Below are 22,888 nucleotides of genomic sequence, written 5' to 3' on the forward strand. Positions count from 1 at the left end.
GGGGAGCGGACCGCCGCCGGACCTTCTCGGCGGGGTGATCGACTGCCGCCCCTGGCCCGGGCGGCGGTGGGGAGCCGGTCACCTGGGGGAGGACGCTAAACCCGGGTGTGTCGGACGGGTAACGCATTGCGCGGAACTGACGCGAGCGGACCGCGCGGTGACCGTAAGTGATCGTGATCCCGTTCCGGGGCCGTCGACTTCACGCAGTGTGGTGACCGAAGTGAGGAATCCGGGACCCCTGGGGGTTACGGGCTGCTATGGGCCGCATATATGCAACCCCCTGCGTAGGGCAGGCCGGTGTCATGTGCCCCGACCGCCTCTGATTAGGCTCCGGCCTCATGGACGTACTCATCCATCTCTTCGTCGGCCTGCACATCATCGGCATCGCCGCCCTGCTCGGCGGCTTCTTCACCCAGATGAAGGCGATGGGCCAGGGCACCGCCCGCTTCGTCCCCGCGATGCTGCACGGCGCGCTGACGATGCTGGTCACCGGCATGATCCTGGTCGGCCTCAACCAGGCCGACGACCAGTCCGTCAACAACATCAAGATCGGTGTGAAGCTGGCGCTGCTGGTCGTGATCCTCGGGCTCGTCTATGTGAAGCGCGACGACGAGAAGGTGGAGAAGCCGCTGTTCGGCCTGGTCGGACTGCTGACCACGGCGAACGTCTTCATCGCGGTGCTGTGGACCTGACGTCCTGCGGTGCGGCGGCGGAGGTGACGGCGGCCCGCGCGGCAGCGATCGCCCCGGCCGCGACCGCGAGCCAAGCGGCCACCGCGATCCACAGCAGCACCTCACCCAGCGCCTCCAGCCACGGCACATCGAGGGCGGAGGACACCGAGAGGGTCCCCGCCGCCGTCAGCCCCAGCGGGAAGACGGTCGCCCAGCGCCGCACGTCGTAGCGCGGCCGGGGGCGGGCGAACTCGGCGACGAGCAGGACGGCGTACCAGGCCAGGGCGAGCACGAGCACCACGGCGGTCATGAAGCGCAGGACGCCGTCGTTGTCGTCGTTCCAGAGGTACAGGCTCGCGCTGTCGGCGGCGACGATTTTCGACCCGGCGAGCGCGGAGACGGCGAGCGCGCCGCCCGCGACCCAGTGATCACCGGCGCCTTCGGCCACCTGCCGCAGATCGAAGCAGGCCAGCGCAACGCAGTACAGCACAAGCCCCAGCCAGAACAGCACCATCGCCGCCCGCGCGAGCCAGGCCGCCCCCTCGGCGGCGGCCAGGGTGGCGCCGAGCACCGCGAGTCCCTGTGTGGCCACACAGCCGAGGAACACCGTGCCCGGCATACGCCGCCGCCAGTGCCGTACGGCGGCGAAGAGCGGCACGGGCCACAGCACGGCGGCCAGTGCGAGCAGCGCCTCGGCGAGCGGCTGCCAGTCGAGGGCGGAGAAACGGGTGCCGAGGACCGTCGTCGCCGCCACGGCGGTGAGCGCGCCCGGCGCCGCCGTCTCCGCGGCCCACCTCTCCCGCCGCCGCGGCAGCCGTACGACGAAGTCCGCGGCCAGTCCCAGCCACGCCGCGCAGGCCGCCGCGAGGGCGATACGGGACAGGACCTCGTACCCCGTCAGATGCAGACCGACCGACACGATGCCGGTCGCCATAACGGTGGCACCGGCCGTCGGCGAGCGCTGTGCCCACCAGGCGCGGAGGGGAGAGAGGCTGGGCATGGGCCCGATGGTAGGGAGCGGCACGCGCCTTGAGAGCGGGGCACGCGCGCGTGCCTACGGAAAACCGCCTGTGCCGCGTCCCCGTCCCGTCAGGCGGGCCGTACCACGCTGTGGATCGACGACTCACCGTCGTAGAAGATCGACTCCTCGCGCACATACGCCCCCGGCTTCGGCGCGTGGATCATCATCCCGTTGCCGATGTAGATGCCGACGTGGCTGATGTCGTCGTAGAAGAAGACCAGGTCGCCCGGCTGGGCGGCGGAGAGGGAGACCGTCGTGCCGGCGTTCACCTGGTCCCAGGTGGTGCGCGGGAGGGAGATGCCGGCGGCGTTCCAGGCGGCCTGGGTGAGGCCCGAGCAGTCGTAGGAGTCGGGGCCGGTCGCGCCCCAGACGTACGGCTTGCCGATCGTGGAGCGGGCGAAGGCGAGGACCTTCTCGGCCTTGGTGGCGTACGAGGAGTCGGCCACGGAGGTGTCGGAGGACTCCGACGTGCCGGTGCCGCTCTCCTGCTGCTGCGCCGTCTCCTGGGCCGCCGCCTCCGCCGCCTGCTGCCTGGCGAGTTCCGCGGCCTTGCGCTCGGCCTCCTGCTGCTTCTGCCGCTCGATCTCCGCGAGCCGCGCCTTCTCCTCGGCGGTCAGCTTCGACAGCAGCTCGCGCGCGTCGGCCAGCTTCTGCTGGACGGTCGTCTTGGCGGACTTCAGGTCGCCCTGCGACTCGGTGAGCGTCTCGAGGCTCGCGGTGGCCTCCCGGCGCTTCTCCATCGTCGCGGACTGCTGCGTGACGAAGTCGTCGACCGCCTCCTTCTGACGGCCGGTCATCCGGTCCATCAGCTGGGTCTGGTCGAAGTAGTCCTGCGGGGTGTCCGCGAGCAGGAAGGTTGCCGTGTCGGGGGCGGAGGCGCCGGTGCGGTACTGGGCCGAGGCGAAGGAACCCAGTTCCTCGCGCGCCTCGTTGAGCTTCTGCGTGCGCTGCGCGACGTCGTCGAGGAGGGTGTCGACGCGCTTGCGCTGCTTGGTGGTCTTCTCTTTCGCCGAGTTGTACTTCTCGGTCGCCGACTCGGCCTGGCGGTAGAGATCGCCGACCTTCTTCTCGACCTCTTCGAGACTCGGCTTGTCGTCGGCCGCGGGGGCGGCGTTGGCCGACTGGGACAGCAGGGCCACGGAGGTGAGGGCCGCCGTGGCGAGGGCGGGGGTCCGTATGCCTGCGACGCGCGAACCCGAAGGACGCGACTTGCGGTGCGACGCCAAGGGAGGCGACTCCTTCCATCGTCCGCCTACCGAGTTAGCTGTCGGGTTCGGGCGGGTGGTTCGGAAGGGTTGCCCTACGACCGCTTCCCGAAGGGAAGTCCGGCCGATTCACCCCAAGTTCGGTGGGTCCCCGGCTCCGGACTGCCCCGTGGGCGTGCCGGACTCGGCGGAGGCCGTACGGCCCGGCGACGTTCGCCGGTAGGGGTCGTGCGGCCTGGAGGAACGCTAGCCAACTCGTGTGGCCTCTGTGAAGGTTGATGGGCGATATGCCCGATACATTTTCGTGACCTTAGCGCAGGACGTCGCTCGCTGTGGTCAATACGGAAGGGTCTGCGGTGAGTTGCTCGTATTTTGTCCGGAGTGACGTCGTCCGCCCGCTTCGGGGCGGTAGCTTCCAGCCAGCCACGGTCGGGAGCCGTGGCGGCTGGGAGGGAGTACGGCCATGAGGAAACGCACCGCACTCGTCATCGCCACAGGAGTCGCACTCACCGTCACCGCGGGCATCGCACCCGCGAGCGCGGGCGCCGGTCAGGACGGCCGCACCGGCGGTAAACCCGTCGTCCGCGCGATCGCGAAGGGCCTCGACAATCCACGCCAGTTGTCGTACGACCACGGGCGCCTGTACGTCGCCGAGGCCGGCCGGGGCGGCAAGAAGTGCATCGGGGAGGGGCCGGAAGGCGAGACCTGCATCGGCCTCACGTCGGCCGTCACCAAGATCTACTGGAACGGGGGCGCGTGGAAGCACCACAGGGTGGTGCAGGGCCTGCCCTCGGCCGCCGCCCCGGACGGCGGCTTCGCGACCGGCGTCGACGGCGTCTCCGCGCGGCACGGCAAGATCTGGGGCGTCGAGACCTTCGCCCCGCCGGAGGCCGGAGTGCCCACGACGCCGCCCTGGGACAAGCTCGGCAAGCTGCTGAAGATCAGCCACGGCAAGGCGAAGATCGCCGCGGACATCGCGGCCGTGGAGCTGAAGCACAACCCGCACAAGGCATCCGTGGAGTCCAACCCGTACGCCGTCCTCGCGCTCCCCGACGGCCGCAAGATCGTCGCGGACGCCGCGGGCAACGACCTGATCGAGGTCTCGCCGTCCGGCCGGGCCCGCCCCTTCACCGTCTTCCCGGACCACGACAAGAACCAGTCCGTCCCGACCTCCCTCGCGCTCGGCCCCGACGGCAAGCTCTACGTCGGCGAGCTCAACGGCGAGAGTGAGAAGCCCACCGCGCGCGTGTGGCAGGTCGACCCCTGGACCGGCAAGATCCTCGGCTGGAAGTCCGGCTTCGGCTCGATCACCGGCCTCGCCCTCAACGACAAGGGCGACCTGTACGTCAGCCAGCTCTTCGCCGGCGTCGTCACCAAGGTCTCCCACGGCAAGCGGACGAACGTGAAGGTCCCCTTCCCGGCGGGCGTGGCCGTCGACCCGTACGACGGCAAGCTCTATGTCTCGGCCTGGTCCGTCGCCGATCGCGACGGAACGGACCTGGGCCAGGGAAAGACGCCGGGCGGCCAGGTCTGGAAGATCCTCGGCTTCTGAGTCGACTGGGGCTCCGCCGACTCTGAGACCCTTGGGCCTTGGAATTCGGCGATGTTCTCAGGGCGGCGGCGGGCTGTCAGTGGGGCGCCTTAGGGTCTGTCCGATGGACCGGTTCGGGTTTCGCGCCGGTTCCTGATCAACAGACCCGAGCGGGGTCTGGTGCGCGTGCCAGACCCCGCGACCCCCGGACTGGGCCATCGGGCAGGCCCTAAACTCGGAGAGCGATGAGCAGCCTCTTTGATGACAGCTTCCTGGCGGACCTCCAGGCCCCGCGGGGCCGTGCGGAGGAACCCCCGCCGCCGCCCGAGGACGATCATGTGCCGGAGCCGATTCCGGACGATCTGTTCGGCGGGAAGTTCGACGCGCCGCCGGACCGGGACGCGTACTACCGGGACGGCGCGCACCGCCCGGCGGTGGACCCGGCCGCGCTCCTGGACGGGCTGAACGAGAACCAACGAGCGGCCGTCGTCCACTCCGGCTCGCCGCTGCTCATCGTGGCCGGCGCCGGCTCCGGCAAGACGCGCGTGCTGACGCACCGCATCGCGTACCTGCTCGGCGAGCGGAAGGTGCACCCCGGCCAGATCCTCGCGATCACCTTCACCAACAAGGCCGCCGGCGAGATGAAGGAGCGCGTCGAGCAACTCGTCGGCCCGCGCGCGAACGCGATGTGGGTGATGACCTTCCACAGCGCGTGCGTGCGCATCCTGCGCCGGGAGAGCAAGAAGCTCGGCTTCACCTCGTCCTTCTCGATCTACGACGCCGCCGACTCCAAGCGCCTGATGGCCCTGGTCTGCCGTGACCTGGACCTCGACCCCAAGCGCTACCCGCCCAAGTCCTTCAGCGCCAAGATCAGCAACCTGAAGAACGAGCTGATCGACGAGGAGGACTTCGCCGCCCAGGCCACCGACGGCTTCGAGAAGACCCTCGCCCAGGCGTACGCGATGTACCAGTCGCGCCTGCGCGAGGCCAACGCCCTCGACTTCGACGACCTGATCATGACGACGGTCAACCTGCTGCGCGCCTTCCCGGATGTCGCCGAGCACTACCGCCGCCGCTTCCGGCACGTCATGGTCGACGAGTACCAGGACACCAACCACGCGCAGTACGCCCTGGTACGCGAACTCGTCGGCACCGGTGAGCACGACGAGGACGTACCGCCGGGCGAGCACGACCTGCTCCCCGCCGAACTGTGCGTCGTCGGTGACGCCGATCAGTCGATCTACGCCTTCCGGGGCGCGACCATCCGCAACATCCTCCAGTTCGAGGAGGACTACCCGGACGCGACGACGATCCTGCTGGAGCAGAACTACCGCTCCACCCAGACGATCCTCACCGCCGCCAACGCCGTCATCGAGCGCAACGAGTCCCGCCGCCCCAAGAACCTGTGGACCAACGCGGGCGCCGGCGCGCGCATCACCGGCTATGTCGCCGACACCGAGCACGACGAGGCGCAGTTCGTCGCCGAGGAGATAGACCGCCTCACGGACGCGGGCGACGCGAAGGCCGGCGACGTCGCGGTCTTCTACCGTACGAACGCCCAGTCCCGTGTCTTCGAGGAGGTCTTCATCCGCGTCGGCCTGCCCTACAAGGTCGTCGGCGGCGTCCGCTTCTACGAGCGCAAGGAGGTCCGGGACGTCCTGGCCTACCTGCGCGTGCTCGCCAACCCCGAGGACTCGGTCCCGCTGCGCCGCATCCTCAACGTGCCCAAGCGGGGCATCGGCGACCGCGCCGAGGCGATGATCGACGCCCTCTCCCAGCGCGAGAAGATCAGCTTCCCGCAGGCACTGCGCCGCGTCGACGAGGCATACGGCATGGCCGCCCGGTCGACGAACGCGGTCAAGCGGTTCAACGTGCTCATGGAGGAGCTCCGTACGATCGTCGAGTCGGGCGCGGGACCCGCGACCGTCCTCGAGGCCGTCCTCGAACGCACCGGCTACCTCGCCGAGTTGCAGGCCTCCACCGACCCGCAGGACGAGACCCGGATCGAGAACCTCCAGGAACTCGCCGCCGTGGCCCTGGAGTTTGAGCAGGAGGCCGGGGAGGGCGAGGCCGTGGGCGGACTCTCCGAGTTCCTGGAGCGCGTCGCCCTGGTCGCCGACTCCGACCAGATCCCCGACGAGGACGAGGAAGGCGCGGGCGTCATCACCCTGATGACCCTGCACACCGCCAAGGGCCTCGAATTCCCCGTCGTGTTCCTGACCGGCATGGAGGACGGCGTCTTCCCGCACATGCGCGCCCTCGGCCAGACCAAGGAGCTGGAGGAGGAGCGGCGCCTGGCGTACGTCGGCATCACGCGCGCGCGTGAGCGGCTGTATCTGACGCGGTCCGCCATGCGGAGCGCGTGGGGGCAGCCGTCGTACAACCCGCCCTCGCGCTTCCTGGCGGAGATCCCGGACCAGCACGTGGACTGGAAGCGGACCGGCCCCTCCGCGGCCCCCGCGGGCCCGGTGTCGGGCGTCGCCGCCTCACTGTCCTCGTCCCGCTCCCGCTCGTCGGCATCGGGCGCCTCCGGCTTCGCCACGCGACGGACCTCGGAGAAGCCGGTGGTCGCGCTGGCGGTCGGCGACCGGGTCACCCACGACCAGTTCGGTCTCGGCACGGTGATGGCGGTCAAGGGCACCGGCGGCAACGCGGAGGCGACGATCGACTTCGGCGACACCAAGCCGAAGCGGCTGCTGCTGCGGTACGCGCCGGTGGAGAAGCTCTGACGGATTCGGGCCCTCGCTGAAAGGCGGGGGCCCGCAGGCAGTTACGTCGGGTCCAGCCCGTGGCTGCGCAGCCAGGCCAGCGGGTCTATGGCGGAGCCACCGGACGGCTTCACCTCGAAGTGCAGGTGCGGACCGGTCGAGTTGCCGGAGTTGCCGGAGTACGCGATCGTGTCGCCGGCCTTCACGGTCGAACCGGACGAGACGGCGTAGGTGGAGAGGTGGCAGTACCACGTCTCCGTACCGTCCTTGTCGGTCACGATCATCATGTTGCCGTAGGAGCTGTTCCACTCCGTGCGGACGGTGCCGTCGGTCGCGGCCATCACCGGCGTGCCGTACGAGACCGGGAAGTCGATGCCGGTGTGGATGGACATCCAGTTGATGCCGGACTGGCCGAAGTAGGCGCTGAGTCCGTGCTGGGCGACCGGCAGGGCGTACTTCGGGCGCAGCCGCTCCTTGCGGGCCGCCTCCGCCGCCGCCTTCTTCTTCTCGGCCTCCTGCTGGGCCTTGAGGTCGATGCGCTCCTGCGTACGGCTGGCCCGGTCGGCGAAGTCGTCGGCACCGGCCGTGAGGCTCTCGAGCTGGGTGTCCAGCTTGTTGTTCGCGGCGGACGGCTTGACGGACTTCGTGTCCGCCGCGGTCGTCGACGTGTCGCCGCCGTCGTCGGTCAGTGTGCCGACGGACGCGGCGGCGATCCCCGCGACACCCATCACACACGCCGACGGCACGGCGACCGTCAGCAGCGCGGAGCGCTTGGCGGGCGTACGGCGGCGGGAGCGCCCCGCGCCACGAGCGGCCGCGCGTGAGCCGGGCGCAGGGATCGGCGAGACGGCCTCTTCCTGATCTTCCTGGCCGTCGAGCAGGGGTGTTACAGCGGGCAGCTCACCGGTGGAGGCGGTGAGGCCCGTGTGGTCCAACCCGTCCTCGCCCTGGGCGGGTTCGTCGTACGAGACATGCTCGTACTCGTCGGCCGGGTGCTGGGCGCCGTCCGAGTTCCACTGCGTGGCGTCGTACGCGCCGGTGTCGAAGGTCTGCGTGCCCCATTCCCAGTGCTGGGACTGGTCCGCCGCGCCGGAGTGCTCAGGCTGCTCGGGCTGCAGCCAAGTACCCGAATCCCACTGGCCGGTGGCCTCGGGGCCGGTGGCCTGCGGCGGGATGACGGAGAGGGGCTGGTGGCCGTCGGCCCAGGCGGTGGTGTCGTAAGCGCCGGTGTCGTAGGCGGCGTGGTGCTGGGCCGCGTACATGTCGTAGTTCAGCGTCTGGTGACTGCCCGTCGACCACTGCGTGCCGTCGTACGAGCCCGTGTTCTCGCCGGGCATGCTGCCGAAGAGCGGGTCGGCGTCGAAGGTCGGGGTGGCGTAGGCGCCGGTGTCCATGCCCGCCGCGCCCGTGGGGAAACCGTTCGTCGCGTAGGCGTCGTACGTGGTGAAGTCACCGTAGTGGGCTTCCTGTCCGCCGTACGGCGCGTAGTGCGCCGAGGCATCGGAAGCCGGGGCCGGGGAGGTGATGATCCCCGACGGGTGACGTTCGTTCACCAACTTCTCTCTCGCCTCGACAACAGGGGCTGCCAGAGCAGTGCGGCGACTGTACCCGGCAGTACGCGGGCGCGACAATCTTCGGCAGGTTTCACGCCTGAAGGAAACGGGCATTCGGCCGTGTTTCGGGGGACGGCGGGCGCGGGTTTGGCCCTGCGTTCGAAGACTGTTCGAAGTTGTATGAGGCGGAGCGAACGTCACGCCACGGTCAGACCGCCGGTCCGGGCGGCTGCTTCGGCTTCTGTCGGCGCGGTGTCGAGGGCCTGCCGTATGCCGGTCGCGACGGCGGGGTGCACGGGCAGGGCGAGGTGCCCGATGCCGCTCACCCGCACGTTGTGCGCCAGCAGGTCGGGGTGGTCGATGCAGGCGGTCTCCAGCGGGTCCATCAGGTGGTCCAGATCGCTCCAGAAGCTCACGAAGTGCGTACGGCAGCCGGGGGCCGGCCGGGTGAGCTCCTCGAGGACGTCCGAGCCCGGGCGCATCTGGCGGACGATCGGGTGGGCGTTCATCAGCGGAGCCACCCGGGTGCCGGAGTGCGGCGTGCCCAGCGTCACCAGCGTCTTGACGCGGATGTCACCGCCCAGTCGCTGTACGTAATAACGGGCGATCAGTCCGCCGAGGCTGTGGCCGACGATGTCGACCTGATGGCTGCCCGTGCGCTCGCAGATCTCCTCTATGTGCCGGGCGAGCAGCTCGGCCGCGGCGCGTATGTCGCAGGTCAGCGGAGAGTAGTTGAGCGACTCGACCTGATGCCTGCCGTGCTGGGCGAGACTGCGGCGCAGCAGGACGAAGACCGAGCGGTTGTCGATGAAGCCGTGCAGCAGGACGACCGGGGGTTTGGCCTCCGTCGGCAGCTGTGCGGTGTCGGGCGGGGGAAGCGCGGGGCCCGGGCCGCGGCGCTCCTGGATGATGCCGGAGGGGTAGAGGAGGAGGTGTCCCGCGAGGATGGCGAGGTCCAGGGCGGTCGCCTTCAGGAGGTTCATGGACAGCCCCGCCAGTCTGCTGGGGAGCAGGCGCTGGCAGAGGGGAAGAAAGGGCACTACCGCCCTGGTGACCTTCATGGCCGACCTCCTGTCGGCACGCGGGAGGACGGCTCCGTCCCCCGTGTGCCCTCGTGGGAAGCCGTGCCGAAGGCGGCCGACGGTGCGCCGACGGGGCGCGTGGGACGAGTGCGGTCGGTGGCGTGAGATGCGCCTGTGGTGCAAGACGCGCCTGTGGTGCCGATGAAGCGACGAGGTCCCCTGTCGGTGTGGCGACGAGGCTCCCCGCTGTCGTGCCGTACCTGTCCTACGTGCCCTGCCTGCCACCGTCGGTGCGTCCCACCGCCACGGCGCGCGGCCTGCGGCGCGGTGGTGCGACGACCTCGTTGCGGCTCCCTGTGCGCTTGTTCCCTCCACGGTCCGTGTGCCGCAGGGGCCTGCGGAACTCGGGAGGCCGCAGAGACGCGGAACGGTGCGCGGCTAACGTGTCCCACCGTGTGATTTCCCCCTCGGTCGGCACCGCGAAACTGCCGGTTACGGGATGCTGGAGATAACGTTCGTTCACTTCCTCGGCCGGTGTGCTGTGAGGTGGGGTACGTATACGTAGCGGTACGGATGCATGTAGTCGCTTCATGGAGGCAGTGATGGGTGTGGCAGCCGGTCCGATCCGCGTGGTGGTGGCCAAACCGGGGCTCGACGGTCACGATCGCGGGGCCAAGGTGATCGCGCGGGCGCTGCGCGACGCCGGTATGGAGGTCATCTACACCGGGCTCCACCAGACCCCGGAACAGATCGTCGACACGGCGATCCAGGAGGACGCCGACGCGATCGGCCTCTCCATCCTCTCCGGCGCCCACAACACCCTGTTCGCCGCGGTGATCGACCTCCTGAAGGAGCGCGACGCCGAGGACATCCTGGTCTTCGGAGGCGGCATCATCCCCGAGGCGGACATCGCTCCGCTGAAGGAGAAGGGGGTGGCCGAGATCTTCACGCCGGGGGCGACTACGGCTTCGATCGTGGAGTGGGTCAGGGCGAACGTGGTGCAGCCGGCTGGTACGTAGGCGCTCCGCTGGGAGGGGGGCGATATCTGTGAGTGCCGCGATATGCCGGTGGTTTGGTGCGGCGCCGTTGGGGCTGGTCGCGCAGTTCCCCGCGCCCCTATGGGGCGCTGTCGTACCGTCTATGGTTTCTCCAGCTCCTCTGCCATTGCCGCCCTTAGCCGCAGTGTTGTGACCAGGCGCTGGAATGCCTCCGCCCAGTAGCCTCCGGCTCCCGGTGACGCATCCTCGGGTTCGTCCGGTACGGCCATCAGGCCGTCCAGTCGGGCCGCCTCCCCGGGGTCCAGGCAGCGTTCGGCCAAGCCCATTACTCCGCTGAAACTCCATGGGTAACTTCCCGCGTCTCGCGCGATGTTGAGTGCGTCCACAACAGCGCGCCCCAGTGGCGCGGCCCACGGCACCGCGCACACTCCGAGCAGCTGGAACGCCTCGGACAGTCCGTGCGCCGCGATGAACCCGGCCACCCACTCGGCTCGTTCGGCGGGGCCCAGCGTGCCGAGGAGCTTCGCCCGTTCTGCCAGTGACAGCGCTCCTGGACCGCCGGCTTCCGGTGCCGACGGGGTGCCGAGGAGCGCCCGTGCCCACTCCGCGTCCCGCTGCCGCACGGCGGCTCGGCACCATGCCGCGTGCAGCTCGCTCTGCCAGTCGTCCGCGACCGGCAGCGCCACGATCTCCTTGGGCGTGCGTCCGCCGAGCCGGCCGGGCCAGGTCCCGAGCGGTGCCGCCTCCACCAACTGGCCGAACCACCATGACCGTTCACCCCGTCCCGCCGGAGGCTTGGTCACGACACCGTCCCGCTCCATGCTGGGGTCGCACTCGTGCGGCGCTTCAACGGCGATCGTCGGTATCTCCCGCATACGGTCGACGGTCACGCACGCCCCGGCCCGGACAGCCATCCGTCCGGCCAGTGCCGAGCCCGGCAGCGCCGACAGCAACTCCGCCGCCGTCGCCCGTACGTTGCGGCTCCGGTCGGCCAACGCCTGCTCGAGGAACGGCTCGTCGTCCGATCCCAGTCCCGTCCGCAGCGAGTCGAGGAACATCAGGCGGTCCTCCGCCCGTTCCGTCGACCAGGTGGTCGCGAGCAGTTCGCGTGCGGCGGCGGGCACGCGGGCGCGGATGGTTGCGAGCAGGGCGACCCGCTCGGCGAACAGCCCCTCCTGCCAGAGCTCCCGTACCTTCTCCGTGTCTCCGGGGTCCGGCACTGCCGCGCCCCCGCCGGGCGCCGCACGCAGGGCGAACCGCCAGTCAGGGTTGAGCCGGGCGAGCCACATCGCCCGCGGCCCCGCGAACGTCAGCGCCGCCGGCCGTAGATCCGTACGGCCGCGGGCCGCGTCCAGCAGCGCGGGCAACATCTCTGGTGGCGCCGCGAAGCCGCGCGTGTTGGCCCTCGCGAGCCACTGCGGCAGCAGCTCCATGAGATCCGGTGCCGTGCCTCTGCTGCGGCCGGCACCCGCGCCGGGACGGTCGGCCAGCAGCAGCGCGAGTCTGCGGGCCGCGGCGGCGGGCAGGTGCGGCCGCGGGTCCCCGGGCGCCGGTTCCGGCCGCTCGGCCGCTCGCGCGGGTCGTAGCCCGGCCCGCCGTCGTACGGTCTCCACGGCCGCCGCGTCCAACAGCGCCACCGGGGCCTCCCGGCCGGGAACGGAACCCGGCGGAGTGCGCCGCTCGGTCCCGAGCAGGGCGGTGGTGACCAGGTCCTCCCAGGCGCTTGACGCGGTGTTCATGCGCTTCCCTTCCGTTGGGTGCTATGGGGTGGTTGAAGGGTCATCGAGGCCGGGTGTCCGGTGGGGCGGGACACATGCATGGTCAGCACAGCGCCACCGCCTCACCCGCTCCTTCCGTCCAGGCGGTCAGCGGGTTGAAGCCGCGGTGGCCGCACTCGCCGAAGACCTTCACGGGGGCGCCGCCGGACAGGGCGACGAGTCGCCACAGGCCGGGGCGGGAGCGGGCCGATGGTGTCAGCGGCAGGGCCGTCGCCCCGTCGGCGTCCGCCAGTTGCCAGGAGTCGCCGTCCGGGGTCGGTATGACGCGGTCCAGCGTGACCGGGACCGACTCCAGCCAGGGGTCGTCCCGCAGCGCATCGCCGTAACGGGCGGCCGCCTGGGCCGTCGTCACTCCCGGCGGACGTATCGCCGCGGGAGCGGGTGGCGCGAACTGCTCACCCAGGGAAGCCCGCAGCTGCCCCGCTCCGGGATACGCGGACACCTCGGCGTCCAGAGCCAGCCCGACCGGCAGCGCCAGTTCGGGAGCGCGGCCCGCGGCGCCGTAGGACAGGAGGAGTGCGGTGCGAGCCGTGTCGGCGCCGTGCAGCCAGATTCTGCGGGTCGTCAGCTTCGGATCGACCATGTCGTACTGGGCGAGGATCAGCCAGCGGTCCCGGACCGGCGGGCCGTCCGCCGAGGCGGGCAGGCCGACGCGGGAGCGGACCGTCGCCGCCAGTTCCTCAGGCAGCCGCTCGCGGCGCAGCCAGCCCTGGTCGAGGAGGTGGAGCAGTGCGCACTCCTCCAGCAGCCGCACCGGCCAGCCGGGACCGGACGCCGGTATCGCCCCCAACTCGCGGACGCGTGAGGCCAGTCCGGGGGCCTGGGCGTCGACCATGCGGGCGGCGGTCTCCTCCCACAGCCCGTACCCCGCCTGCTCCGCGCCCGCGAGGCCGCCGCGCAACAGGTCCGCCAGGCGCTGCTCCAGCTCCGACGCCCCCGCGGTGACCCGCTCGGCGCGACGCTCCGCCCGGCGCCGGGCGGCCTCCGGATCACCGGACCCGGACGTGGTACCCGCCGGCCCCGCCGCCCGTTTCTCCTCCGTGCGCCGGCGTCTGCCCGCGAGCCACTGCTCCGCCCAGTCCGGCGCCCGGCCCGGCGGCACCGCGCCGTCGCCGCCCGCCCAGAGCAGCAGCAGCCCGAGCGCGTGCTTGCACGGGAACTTGCGGCTCGGACAACTGCATTTGTACGCGGGGCCGGAGGCGTCCGCGATGTCGACGACCGTCTGATACGGCTTGCTGCCACTGCCCTTGCACAGCCCCCACACCGTCCCCTCGTCGGAACTGCCCGCCTCGGACCACGGCCCGGCCGCTCCGAGTTTGCTTCCCGCCTTGCGTGACGCGGCGTCAGGCGCCAGTGCAAGCACCTGGTCCGCGGTCCAGCGCACCCCCTGCTGAGTCATGTCATCGAAGGTAGATCCCACCACTGACAATCGGTCCGGCGAGCGCGTTTGCGCAGGTCAGAACGGATTGTCAGTGGCGTGGTGCACGGTGGACACCAGATCCGAACCGGCCGAGCTGGAGGGGGCCTCAGCCATGTCTGTGACCGTGGAACCGTCGTCCGTCGAAGTGCCTGAGAACACGTCCGCGCAAGATTCCGCGCAGGAATTGGAGGCGCTGCGCCCGCACGCCGAGGACGCCTTCGCCGCCGAACTCGCCACGCTGGCCGCGCAGGACGACCGTCCGCGCCCGGCCCGCTGGAAGATGTCGCCGTGGGCCGTCGCCACGTATCTCCTCGGCGGCACCCTGCCGGACGGCACGGTGATCACACCGAAGTACGTCGGCCCGCGCCGCATCGTCGAGGTCGCCGTCACCACACTCGCCACCGACCGCGCCCTGCTGCTGCTCGGCGTGCCCGGCACGGCCAAGACCTGGGTCTCCGAGCATCTGGCCGCCGCGGTCAGCGGCGACTCGACCCTGCTCGTGCAGGGCACGGCGGGCACGCCGGAGGAGGCGATCCGATACGGCTGGAACTACGCGCAGTTGCTCGCGCACGGCCCGAGCCGCGACGCCCTCGTGCCCAGCCCGGTGATGCGGGCCATGGCCGAAGGGATGACAGCGCGGGTTGAGGAGCTGACCCGCATCCCGGCCGACGTGCAGGACACGCTCATCACGATCCTGTCGGAGAAGACGCTGCCGATACCGGAGCTGGGGCAGGAGGTGCAGGCGGTCCGCGGGTTCAACCTGATCGCCACGGCCAACGACCGCGACCGCGGGGTCAACGATCTGTCCAGCGCCCTGCGCCGCCGCTTCAACACGGTCGTGCTGCCGCTGCCGGAGAGTGTCGAGGCCGAGGTCGACATCGTCTCGCGTCGGGTGGACCAGATCGGCCGCTCCCTCGATCTGCCGTCCGTGCCGGACGGCGTCGACGAGATCCGCCGCGTCGTGACCGTCTTCCGCGAGCTGCGCGACGGGGTCACCTCCGACGGCCGTACGAAGGTGAAGTCGCCCAGCGGCACACTGTCCACCGCCGAGGCCATCTCCGTCGTCACCAGCGGGCTGGCGCTGGCGGCCCACTTCGGCGACGGCGTGCTGCGCGCCGGCGACGTCGCCGCGGGCATCCTCGGCGCCGTCGTCCGTGACCCGGCGGCCGACCGGGTCATCTGGCAGGAGTACCTGGAGGCGGTCGTCCGCGAGCGCGACGGCTGGAAGGACTTCTACCGGGCTTGCCGGGAGGCGAGCGCGTGAGCGACAAGGGCGGCGGTGCTGCCGCGGGGCCACTACTTCTCGGCGTACGGCATCACGGGCCCGGCTCGGCGCGCGCCGTGCGGGCGGCATTGGACGCGGCCCGGCCGCGGGTCGTACTCATCGAGGGCCCACCCGAGGCCGACGCGCTGATTCCGCTGGCCGCCGACGAAGAGATGCGGCCGCCGGTCGCCCTCCTCGCCCACGCCGTGGACGAGCCCGGCCGCTCGGCGTTCTGGCCGCTGGCCGAGTTCTCCCCGGAGTGGGTCGCGATCCGCTGGGCCCTGGACCACGAAGTACCGGCCCGCTTCATCGACTTGCCGGCCACGCACACGCTGGTGTGGGAGCGGGATGCGGAGGCCGGGGGCGGAGGTGAGGGCGCCGGGCCTGCTGAGCAGGGGGAGAGGGGTGAGGAGGCTGGGGAGGGCTCGGGTGCTGAGGGGGGCACGGGTGCCGAGGAGGCGCAGGCGCCCATCGTCGCTGACGTCCGTGTCGATCCGCTGGCCGTGCTTGCCGAAGCCGCCGGTTATGACGACCCGGAGCGGTGGTGGGAGGACGTCGTCGAGCACCGGTGGGTCGGGGAGAGGGACGCGTTCGCGCCGTTCGTCGTGCTGGAAGAGGCGATGGGGGCGCTGCGGGAGGTGTACGGCACCGGGGGGCATGACCGGGATCTCGTGCGGGAGGCGTATATGCGGCTCCAAGTACGGGCGGCGCAGCGTGAGTTCGGGGAGGGGGTGGCCGTGGTGTGCGGGGCCTGGCATGTGCCCGCGCTGCGGCAGAAGGCTGCCGTCTCCGCAGACCGTGCGCTGCTGAAGGGGCTGCCCAAGGTCAAGGTGGACATGACCTGGGTGCCGTGGACGCACCGCAGGCTGGCGCGGGTCAGCGGATACGGCGCGGGCATCGACTCGCCGGGCTGGTACGGGCATCTGTTCAGCGCGCCGGACCGGCCGGTCGAGCGGTGGCTGACGAAGGTCGCGGGGCTGCTGCGCGCCGAGGACCGGCTAGTCTCCTCGGCTCATGTCATCGAGGCGGTGCGGCTGGCGGAGACGCTGGCCGCGATGCGGGGACGTCCGCTGCCCGGGCTGAGCGAGACGACCGACGCCGTACGGGCGGTGATGTGCGAGGGCTCGGACGTGCCGCTGGCGCTGGTGCACGACCGGCTGGTCGTGGGCGATGTGCTGGGGGAGGTGCCGCGGTCGGCGCCCGCGGTGCCGTTGCAGCGGGACCTCGACCGGATCCAGCGTCGGCTGCGGCTCAAACCGGAGGCGCTGGAGCGGGAGTTGGAGCTCGACCTGCGCAAGGAGACCGACGCCGGACGCAGCAGGCTGCTGCACAGGCTGCGGCTGCTGGGTGTCGAGTGGGGTGATCCGGCGGCGTCGCGGGACAGTACGGGCACGTTCCGGGAGACGTGGCGGCTGCGGTGGGAGCCGGAGCTGTCCGTGCGGGTCGCCGAGGCCGGAGTGTGGGGGACGACCGTGCTCGCCGCCGCGACCGCCAAGGCGGAGGCCGACGCCGTGGCGGCGCAGGGCCTCGCCGAGGTCACCGCGCTCGCCGAGCGGTGCCTGCTGGCCGAACTGCCGGACGCGTTGCCCACGGTGATGCGGATCCTCGCCGACCGCGCCGCCCTGGACACCGACGTCGGCCATCTCGCCCAGGCCCTGCCCGCCCTGGTCCGCTCCCTGAGATACGGCGACGTGCGCGGCACCGACACCAGCGCCCTGGCCGAAGTCGCGGCAGGTCTCGCCGAGCGGATCTTCGTCGGCCTGCCTCCGGCGTGCGCCGCGCTCGACGCCGACGCGGCGGAGGAGATGCGGCGCCATGTGGACGCCGTGCACGGGGCGGTGGGGCTGCTGGGCGACGCTTCCGTGCCGGGCCACGGTGACCTGCGGGTTCGCTGGCGGTCGGTGCTGCGGGTGCTGTCGGGACGGGACACCGTGCCCGGCGTCGTCCGGGGGCGTGCGGTGCGGTTGCTGCTGGACGAAGGGGAGTTGGGGCAGGACGAGGCGGCGCGGCTCATGGGGCTCGTGCTGTCGCCGGGGACAGCGCCGGCGGACGGGGCCGCGTGGATCGAGGGGTTCGTCGGCGGCGGTTCGGGCGGAGGGATGCTCCTTGTCCACGACGAGCGGTTGCTGGGGCTGGTCGACGCCTGGCTGACGGGGGTGCCGGCGGAGGCGTTCACGGACGTACTGCCGCTGCTGCGGCGGACGTTCTCGGCGTACGAGCCGGGGGTGCGGCGGACCCTCGGCGAACTGGTCCGGCGCGGACCGGGGGCACGGGGGAGCACGGTGGCCGTCGGCTCCGGGATACCCGGGTTCGCACCCGACCTGGACACGGCGCGCGCGGACGCGGTGCTGCCGGTGGTGCGGTTGCTGCTGGGGCTGGATGACGGCGATCACTCGAGCGCCGACGACAACGACCTTGTGGGGGTGGGGAGATGACGACCGACCGGTTGAGCGAGCCGAGGGATCAGAGGGAGCCGAGGGAGCGTGCCGAAGTGGTGAACGCGGTCACGGGTATGGATGGCGGGCAGGCGCTCCTGGTGGCAGACGGCCCGAGGATGACCGTGCGGGTGATGCCGCTCTGGGCGCGACCGTTGACGGGACGGCCGGTGACGGAGCGTCCTGCGGCGGGGCAGCGGCTTGCGACGGGGCGGCCTGCTGCGGGTCAGCGGCCTGCGGCGGAGAGGCCTACGAGGGATCAGCGGCCTGCGGTGGAGGGGCCTACAGGGGGTCAGCGATCTGTGGTGGGGCGGACTCTCACGGGGGTGGGTGTATGACGACCGAGGCGATGGACCCGGCGCAGGAGCGGTTGCGGCGGTGGCGGCTGGTGCTCGGGGGTGACGCGGCCGACGGCACCGGATGCACGCTGGCCGGGCAGGACGCCGCGATGGACGGGGCGCTCTCCTCGCTCTACGGGCAGGGGGAGAAACCGCGGACGGGACGGGACCGTTCGGCGGGGCTGGGGGCGTCGGCACCGTCCGTGGCGCGCTGGCTCGGGGACATCCGGACGTACTTCCCCTCCTCCGTCGTGCAGGTGATGCAGCGTGACGCCATCGACCGGCTTGGCCTCGCCACGCTGCTGCTCGAGCCGGAGATGCTGGAGGCGGTGGACGCGGACGTGCATCTCGTCGGCACGCTGCTCTCGCTGAACAAGGCGATGCCGGAGACCACGAAGGAGACGGCACGGGCGGTCGTGCGCAAGGTCGTCGAGGACCTCGAGAAGCGGCTCGCCAGCCGCACCCGGGCCACGCTCACCGGGGCCCTCGACCGCAGCGCGCGCGTCAACCGGCCCCGCCACCACGACATCGACTGGAACCGCACGATCGCGGCCAACCTCAAGCACTACCTGCCGGAGTACCGGACGATCGTGCCCGAGCGGCTCATCGGATACGGGCGGGCCTCCCAGTCCGTGAAGAAGGAGGTCATCCTCTGCATCGACCAGTCGGGGTCGATGGCGGCGTCGGTCGTCTACGCATCGGTGTTCGGGGCGGTGCTGGCGTCGATGCGGTCGATCAGTACGCGGCTCGTCGTCTTCGACACGGCCGTCGTCGACCTCACCGACCAGCTCGACGATCCGGTCGATGTGCTCTTCGGCACGCAACTCGGCGGCGGTACGGACATCAACCGGGCGCTCGCGTACTGCCAGTCGCAGATCACCCGGCCCGCGGAGACGGTTGTCGTGCTGATCAGCGACCTGTACGAGGGAGGCATACGGAACGAGATGCTCAAGCGGGTCGCGGCGATGAAGGGGTCGGGGGTGCAGTTCGTGACGCTTCTCGCGCTGTCGGACGAGGGGGCGCCCGCGTATGACCGGGAGCACGCGGCCGCACTCGCGGCGCTGGGCGCGCCGGCCTTCGCCTGCACGCCCGATCTGTTCCCCGAGGTGATGGCTGCGGCGATCGAGAAGCGGCCGTTGCCGGTTCCGGACAGCGCATGACGACGGGAGGGGAGGAGGGCGGTGACGTCGGTTCGCTGACGATTTGTCGACCGACTTCGGCCAGCAAATGGGACATGTGTACCCATCGGTGCCGAGGGGGCTTGCGGAACCTCGGGAGGCGCGTGCAAGGATCGAGGCCTTGTCAGCGGTGCGCCGCGCCCCGCTTGCCCGCATGCGTCGCGCCGACTTGTCGCTCGTTCCGCCGCACGGGAGGACCCACCCCCTCTTGACCTTCTCAGCAGCCCTGTCCGGTGCCGCTCTGCGTGTCATGCGCACAGCGGCCGGGCGGCGTGCGCTGGAACTGGCGCTGCTGGTGTGCGGGTTGTTCGCGCTCGGACTGCTCTACGGGGAGCAGGCGCACGCGACGGACGGGGTGACGTCGGCGACCTCGACCGAAGCCGTGCGGCAAACGGAGGCGGGGGACGGAGTCCTGGCGGCGACGCGGGCCACGGTCGGGCGATTGGTGCCGCTGGCCGAGCGTGCGGACGGGGCGGCTGGTGACGCCGTCGAGGCCATGGCCTCTGACGCAGACCCCTCCGAAGTCACCGCTCCCCAGCACCCCCAGGCCGACAAGGCACTCCCTCACCCGCGCAGCCCCCGGCCCGCCGATCGCATACTCCGGCCGGTGACCGAGGATGTCGTCGCGCCGGTCACCGAACGGGTCGTCAGGCCCGTGACCGAAGAGGTCGTCGGATCCGTGGGCGAGCGGGTCGTGCGGCCGGTCGGTGATCTGGTGGGGGGCGTGACCGAGGGGCTGGCCGAGGCGGGGCGGAACATACCGCCGCTGTCGTTGTTGCCGTCCCTGCCGGTGACGCCCGAGGCGCCGGTGCTGCCGGAATTCCCGGGTGCCCTGCTGCCTGGGCTGCCCGAACTGCCCCCTCTGCCGGTGCTTCCGGGGCAGACGCTCCCCGCACCGGTCACGTCGACACCGCAGCCGGCGCCGGACGCGGGCGCGGACGGCAAGGCGACGGGTGACGGCGCTTCCAAGCAACGTACGGACGGGGCAGCGGCCGTAACGTACGGCCCGGTGTTCGTCGCCGACGTGACGTCGGCCGGCGACGCGACGCAGGCCGCCGGGCATCGCGTCCAGCCCACCGAGTACGCGCCCGACCAGCCGGCTCCCGGTGGTGATCCGGGTGGTGCGCTGGGCAACCGTTCGGCGGCCGACAACGGCGCCTCGCGGCACGGCGATGCGCATGCCGTCGCTCTGTATCACCGGGCGCCGCTGAGGCTGGTGGCCGGTGCCGCCGCGCGTCATGACGCGGGCGAGACCCGGGACAGGCACCCGGACATTCCCGTTTCCCCGGCATAGGGCAGACCTCCCCCCGCCGTAGACCTGCCGCGCGGGGGCGGACCAGGTCTGCCCTCCCGTCCGGACACCCCTCCGATCTCCGGGCGGAAGCCGCCGGAGCCGTATCGGCACCTGTCATCGCATCCGGATCCACATCCGCGTCCACCGGTTCGCTCTCCCTGGACCGTGCGGGACGGACGGAATGGCGGACCGACGGACGCGAGCGGGTGCGGCGGTGACGGACATGTCCCCAGCCTCCCGAAGTGCCTTGAGTTCCAAGGGCTTCGGGGCTCCCCAGGGTCGTTCGAGCCCTCAAGGATCTAAGGATCTGACGCACGTATGAACAAGAACATCCGCCGCTCCATCGTCATAGCCGCCGGTGTCACCGGCGCCTGGGCGCTCGGTTCCTCCGTGGCCAGCGCGGACGAGTTGCCCGCAGCGTCCGTGACCACGCCTGACGCGACGACCAACGACGTCACGTCTGATGTGACCACCGCCCTCACCGACACGCTCGGGAACGTCACCGACACGGTCGACGGCGTCGTCACCGGCGTGACGGACACCGTCTCCGGCGCTGCCGGGGACGCCACCACCCAGGCCACCGGCGCTCCCGGCACCGCCGACAAGGCCGCCGGGACGACCGCCGCCGACGCCACCGAGCAGGCTCGCCGGTATGTCGACGCCGAGGTGACGGTTCCGAAGGCGTCCAAGGTGAGGGGCGCCCAGGCGATCCAGGGCGCCAAGGCCGCTCGCGCGGCGCAGGCCGAGGCCAGGGTCACGGCAGCGGACACCGCGGGCACGGTCCGCGCCACCGCCGAGAACACCTCGGCCACGGTCCACGCCACCGCCACCGCGTCCGACGCCCCCACCGCACCGCGGGGCGGCATCGACTACCTCTTCGGCCCCCTCTCCGCCTTCGCCCCCGAACTGGAGAAGGCCCTGGCCGCCGCCCAGACGAAGCTCCAGGGCACCCAGTCGGCAGCCCGCGCCCAGGCCCAGGGCATCGACGGCGTCGTACGCACCAAGGCCCAGCACGTGGCCGCGGGCGCGGGCCGCACGGCAGCGGGAGTGACCGGTACCGCGCAGACCACGGTCACCGGGCTCCAGGTCCGTGCCGCCGATACGGCAGCCACGGCCACCGGCTCGGCTCACTCCACGCTCACCGGCGTGGAAGGCCACGCGGCTCACCTGGCGAGCGCCGTCACCGGCACCGCGCAGGCCACCGTCACTGGGGCCCACTCCCACACCGCCCCCGTCTTCTCCACGGCCACCTCGCAGGCCACCGCCGTCGCCGGCGCCGCTGAGGCTTCCGTCGCCGCCGTCCCCAGTCACCTCACCGGCACGGTCGGTGGGGTGAAGCAGCATGTCGTCGGGACGGTCAGCAGTGTGCCGGGGATGGTCGCGCCGGCCGTCGAGGAGACGGTCGTCGCGGCTGTGCCGCCCGTCGCCGGTCACGCCGTGCATGGCGTGGTCCCGGTCGCGGAGCAGACCGTGGCCGGTGTCGTGCCGGTCGCCGGGGGCGTCGTCGGCGGCGTGGCGCCCGCCGCCAGCCACGCCGTGGACGGGGTGACGCCGGTCGTCGGGCAGACGGTCGCCGGGGTCGGAACCACCGCCGGGCACGCCGTCGACGCCGCGAGCGCGATGGCGTATGGAGTCGTCACCGACGTCCAGCCCGTCGTGGGCGGTGTCGTGCAGGGTGTGCCTCCGGTTGCCACCGGGGCGGTCGCCGATGTGCAGGGTGTTGGCGGCGGCGCCGTGGCCGGGGTGCAGCCGGTCGTGGGCGGGGTTGCCGCGGACGTGCCGCCGTATGCCACCGGTCTGGTCGGTCAGGTCGCCGATGACACCGCGCACGCCGTCCTGCCGCCCGTCGGCAACGCCGCTGTGCATGGCGTGGTCCCGGTCACGCAGCAGGCCGGCGGGGACGCGGGTGCGCTGGCGTACGGGGTGGTGGGTGACGTCGAGCCCTTCGTGGGTGGCGTCGTCGGTGCCGTACCGCCGCTGGCGCAGGGTGTGGCCGGGCAGGTGCCGCCGTTCACGTACGGGGTGGCCGGGGAGGTGCAGCCGTTCGCGTACGGGGTCGCCAGGGAGGTGCAGCCGGTGGTCGAGGCGGTTGTGGAAACGGTTCGGCCGGTCGTGCAGGGCGTCGGTGGGAGCGCCACGGAGCTGGCGTACGGCGTCACCGGTGAGGTGCGGCCCTTCGTGGGCGGCGTCGTCGGTGAGGTCGACCCCTTCGTCCACGGTGTCGCCGGGCAGGCCGTGCCCTTCGCGCAGGACCTGACCGGGACCGTCCAGGCCACCGCCGGCCCGCTCGCCGAGCACGCCGTGACCGGCGTCGACGGCGTCGCCGAATCGGTCACCCCGGCCTACATGCAGAACGTCCAGGGCTACGCGCAGGACGTCACCGGCTTCACCCCCGGCGCGCAGTACGGGACCCCGTACAGCGTCTGACCGCGGTCCCGCAGTCCCGCACTCCCGCACTCCCGCACCGACGCC

General features: G+C 71.7%; 15 protein-coding genes and 1 riboswitch. Of the genes, 9 read left to right on the forward strand and 6 right to left on the reverse strand.

Annotation, left to right across the window (positions count from 1 at the left end; genetic code table 11):
• The first annotated feature begins 338 nt into the window (after positions 1-338).
• Entirely contained in the window at positions 339-692 is a 354-nt protein-coding gene (locus AB0I98_RS06300; RefSeq protein WP_210572906.1) for a hypothetical protein, read from the forward strand.
• Here the strand turns inward: AB0I98_RS06300 and AB0I98_RS06305 are convergent.
• The gene (locus AB0I98_RS06305; protein WP_362936013.1) at positions 670-1,671 is read right to left on the reverse strand and encodes a tellurite resistance/C4-dicarboxylate transporter family protein; all 1,002 of its coding nucleotides are present in this window, start codon (positions 1,669-1,671) and stop codon (positions 670-672) included. The genes AB0I98_RS06300 and AB0I98_RS06305 overlap by 23 nt on opposite strands.
• Before the next feature lie 89 nt (positions 1,672-1,760).
• Positions 1,761-2,918: an NlpC/P60 family protein gene (locus tag AB0I98_RS06310; RefSeq protein ID WP_362936016.1), complete on the reverse strand. Its 1,158-nt coding sequence runs from the start codon at positions 2,916-2,918 to the stop codon at positions 1,761-1,763.
• Between the two features lie 7 nt (positions 2,919-2,925).
• A riboswitch (cyclic di-AMP (ydaO/yuaA leader) is annotated at positions 2,926-3,097 on the reverse strand.
• Between the two features lie 263 nt (positions 3,098-3,360).
• On the opposite strand from AB0I98_RS06310, the gene AB0I98_RS06315 reads away from it, so the two are divergent.
• Positions 3,361-4,449: a ScyD/ScyE family protein gene (locus tag AB0I98_RS06315; protein WP_362936019.1), complete on the forward strand. Its 1,089-nt coding sequence runs from the start codon at positions 3,361-3,363 to the stop codon at positions 4,447-4,449.
• A gap of 224 nt (positions 4,450-4,673) precedes the next feature.
• Positions 4,674-7,157, forward strand: a complete 2,484-nt coding sequence (pcrA, locus tag AB0I98_RS06320) for a DNA helicase PcrA (RefSeq protein WP_362936021.1) — start codon at positions 4,674-4,676, stop codon at positions 7,155-7,157.
• A gap of 41 nt (positions 7,158-7,198) precedes the next feature.
• Here pcrA and AB0I98_RS06325 read toward each other — a convergent pair whose 3' ends face one another.
• On the reverse strand, positions 7,199-8,689 hold the full coding sequence (locus AB0I98_RS06325; RefSeq protein ID WP_362936023.1) for a M23 family metallopeptidase: 1,491 nt from the start codon (positions 8,687-8,689) through the stop codon (positions 7,199-7,201).
• A gap of 197 nt (positions 8,690-8,886) precedes the next feature.
• Positions 8,887-9,750, reverse strand: coding sequence for an alpha/beta fold hydrolase (locus AB0I98_RS06330; protein WP_362936026.1), 864 nt, complete (start codon positions 9,748-9,750; stop codon positions 8,887-8,889).
• A 563-nt stretch (positions 9,751-10,313) separates the two neighbouring features.
• On the opposite strand from AB0I98_RS06330, the gene AB0I98_RS06335 reads away from it, so the two are divergent.
• The gene (locus AB0I98_RS06335) at positions 10,314-10,730 is read left to right on the forward strand and encodes a cobalamin B12-binding domain-containing protein (RefSeq protein WP_362936029.1); all 417 of its coding nucleotides are present in this window, start codon (positions 10,314-10,316) and stop codon (positions 10,728-10,730) included.
• 119 nt (positions 10,731-10,849) lie between these two features.
• Here the strand turns inward: AB0I98_RS06335 and AB0I98_RS06340 are convergent, their stop codons facing one another.
• Both AB0I98_RS06340 and AB0I98_RS06345 read right to left on the reverse strand, forming a co-directional pair.
• Entirely contained in the window at positions 10,850-12,448 is a 1,599-nt protein-coding gene (locus AB0I98_RS06340) for a DUF5691 domain-containing protein (RefSeq protein WP_362936032.1), read from the reverse strand.
• 82 nt (positions 12,449-12,530) lie between these two features.
• A complete protein-coding gene (locus AB0I98_RS06345) occupies positions 12,531-13,886 on the reverse strand; it encodes an SWIM zinc finger family protein (protein ID WP_362936035.1) in 1,356 nt (451 codons plus the stop codon).
• Positions 13,887-14,019: 133 nt separating this feature from the next.
• Between AB0I98_RS06345 and AB0I98_RS06350 the strand changes: the two genes are divergently transcribed.
• From AB0I98_RS06350 to AB0I98_RS06370, 5 genes are all read left to right on the forward strand, one after another.
• On the forward strand, positions 14,020-15,171 hold the full coding sequence (locus AB0I98_RS06350; protein ID WP_362936038.1) for an AAA family ATPase: 1,152 nt from the start codon (positions 14,020-14,022) through the stop codon (positions 15,169-15,171).
• On the forward strand, positions 15,168-17,606 hold the full coding sequence (locus AB0I98_RS06355; protein ID WP_362936041.1) for a DUF5682 family protein: 2,439 nt from the start codon (positions 15,168-15,170) through the stop codon (positions 17,604-17,606). Before AB0I98_RS06350 ends, AB0I98_RS06355 begins: the two co-directional genes overlap by 4 nt.
• Before the next feature lie 334 nt (positions 17,607-17,940).
• Positions 17,941-19,104, forward strand: coding sequence for a VWA domain-containing protein (locus AB0I98_RS06360; RefSeq protein ID WP_362936044.1), 1,164 nt, complete (start codon positions 17,941-17,943; stop codon positions 19,102-19,104).
• A gap of 226 nt (positions 19,105-19,330) precedes the next feature.
• Positions 19,331-20,416, forward strand: a complete 1,086-nt coding sequence (locus AB0I98_RS06365) for a hypothetical protein (protein ID WP_362936047.1) — start codon at positions 19,331-19,333, stop codon at positions 20,414-20,416.
• Positions 20,417-20,734: 318 nt separating this feature from the next.
• The gene (locus AB0I98_RS06370) at positions 20,735-22,843 is read left to right on the forward strand and encodes a hypothetical protein (protein ID WP_362936050.1); all 2,109 of its coding nucleotides are present in this window, start codon (positions 20,735-20,737) and stop codon (positions 22,841-22,843) included.
• Positions 22,844-22,888 lie beyond the last annotated feature (45 nt).

Source organism: Streptomyces sp. NPDC050211 (assembly GCF_040656035.1).
Classification (GTDB): domain Bacteria; phylum Actinomycetota; class Actinomycetes; order Streptomycetales; family Streptomycetaceae; genus Streptomyces.

What these genes read in the sequence shown, in the direction of transcription:
- AB0I98_RS06300 (WP_210572906.1), top strand. Translation starts at nt 339, where the DNA reads ATGGACGTACTCATCCATCTCTTCGTCGGCCTGCACATCATCGGCATC.
- AB0I98_RS06305 (WP_362936013.1), bottom strand. Translation starts at nt 1,671, where the DNA reads ATGCCCAGCCTCTCTCCCCTCCGCGCCTGGTGGGCACAGCGCTCGCCG.
- AB0I98_RS06315 (WP_362936019.1), top strand. Translation starts at nt 3,361, where the DNA reads ATGAGGAAACGCACCGCACTCGTCATCGCCACAGGAGTCGCACTCACC.
- pcrA (WP_362936021.1), top strand. Translation starts at nt 4,674, where the DNA reads ATGAGCAGCCTCTTTGATGACAGCTTCCTGGCGGACCTCCAGGCCCCG.
- AB0I98_RS06330 (WP_362936026.1), bottom strand. Translation starts at nt 9,750, where the DNA reads ATGAAGGTCACCAGGGCGGTAGTGCCCTTTCTTCCCCTCTGCCAGCGC.
- AB0I98_RS06335 (WP_362936029.1), top strand. Translation starts at nt 10,314, where the DNA reads ATGGGTGTGGCAGCCGGTCCGATCCGCGTGGTGGTGGCCAAACCGGGG.
- AB0I98_RS06340 (WP_362936032.1), bottom strand. Translation starts at nt 12,448, where the DNA reads ATGAACACCGCGTCAAGCGCCTGGGAGGACCTGGTCACCACCGCCCTG.
- AB0I98_RS06345 (WP_362936035.1), bottom strand. Translation starts at nt 13,886, where the DNA reads ATGACTCAGCAGGGGGTGCGCTGGACCGCGGACCAGGTGCTTGCACTG.
- AB0I98_RS06350 (WP_362936038.1), top strand. Translation starts at nt 14,020, where the DNA reads ATGTCTGTGACCGTGGAACCGTCGTCCGTCGAAGTGCCTGAGAACACG.
- AB0I98_RS06360 (WP_362936044.1), top strand. Translation starts at nt 17,941, where the DNA reads ATGACGACCGAGGCGATGGACCCGGCGCAGGAGCGGTTGCGGCGGTGG.
- AB0I98_RS06370 (WP_362936050.1), top strand. Translation starts at nt 20,735, where the DNA reads ATGAACAAGAACATCCGCCGCTCCATCGTCATAGCCGCCGGTGTCACC.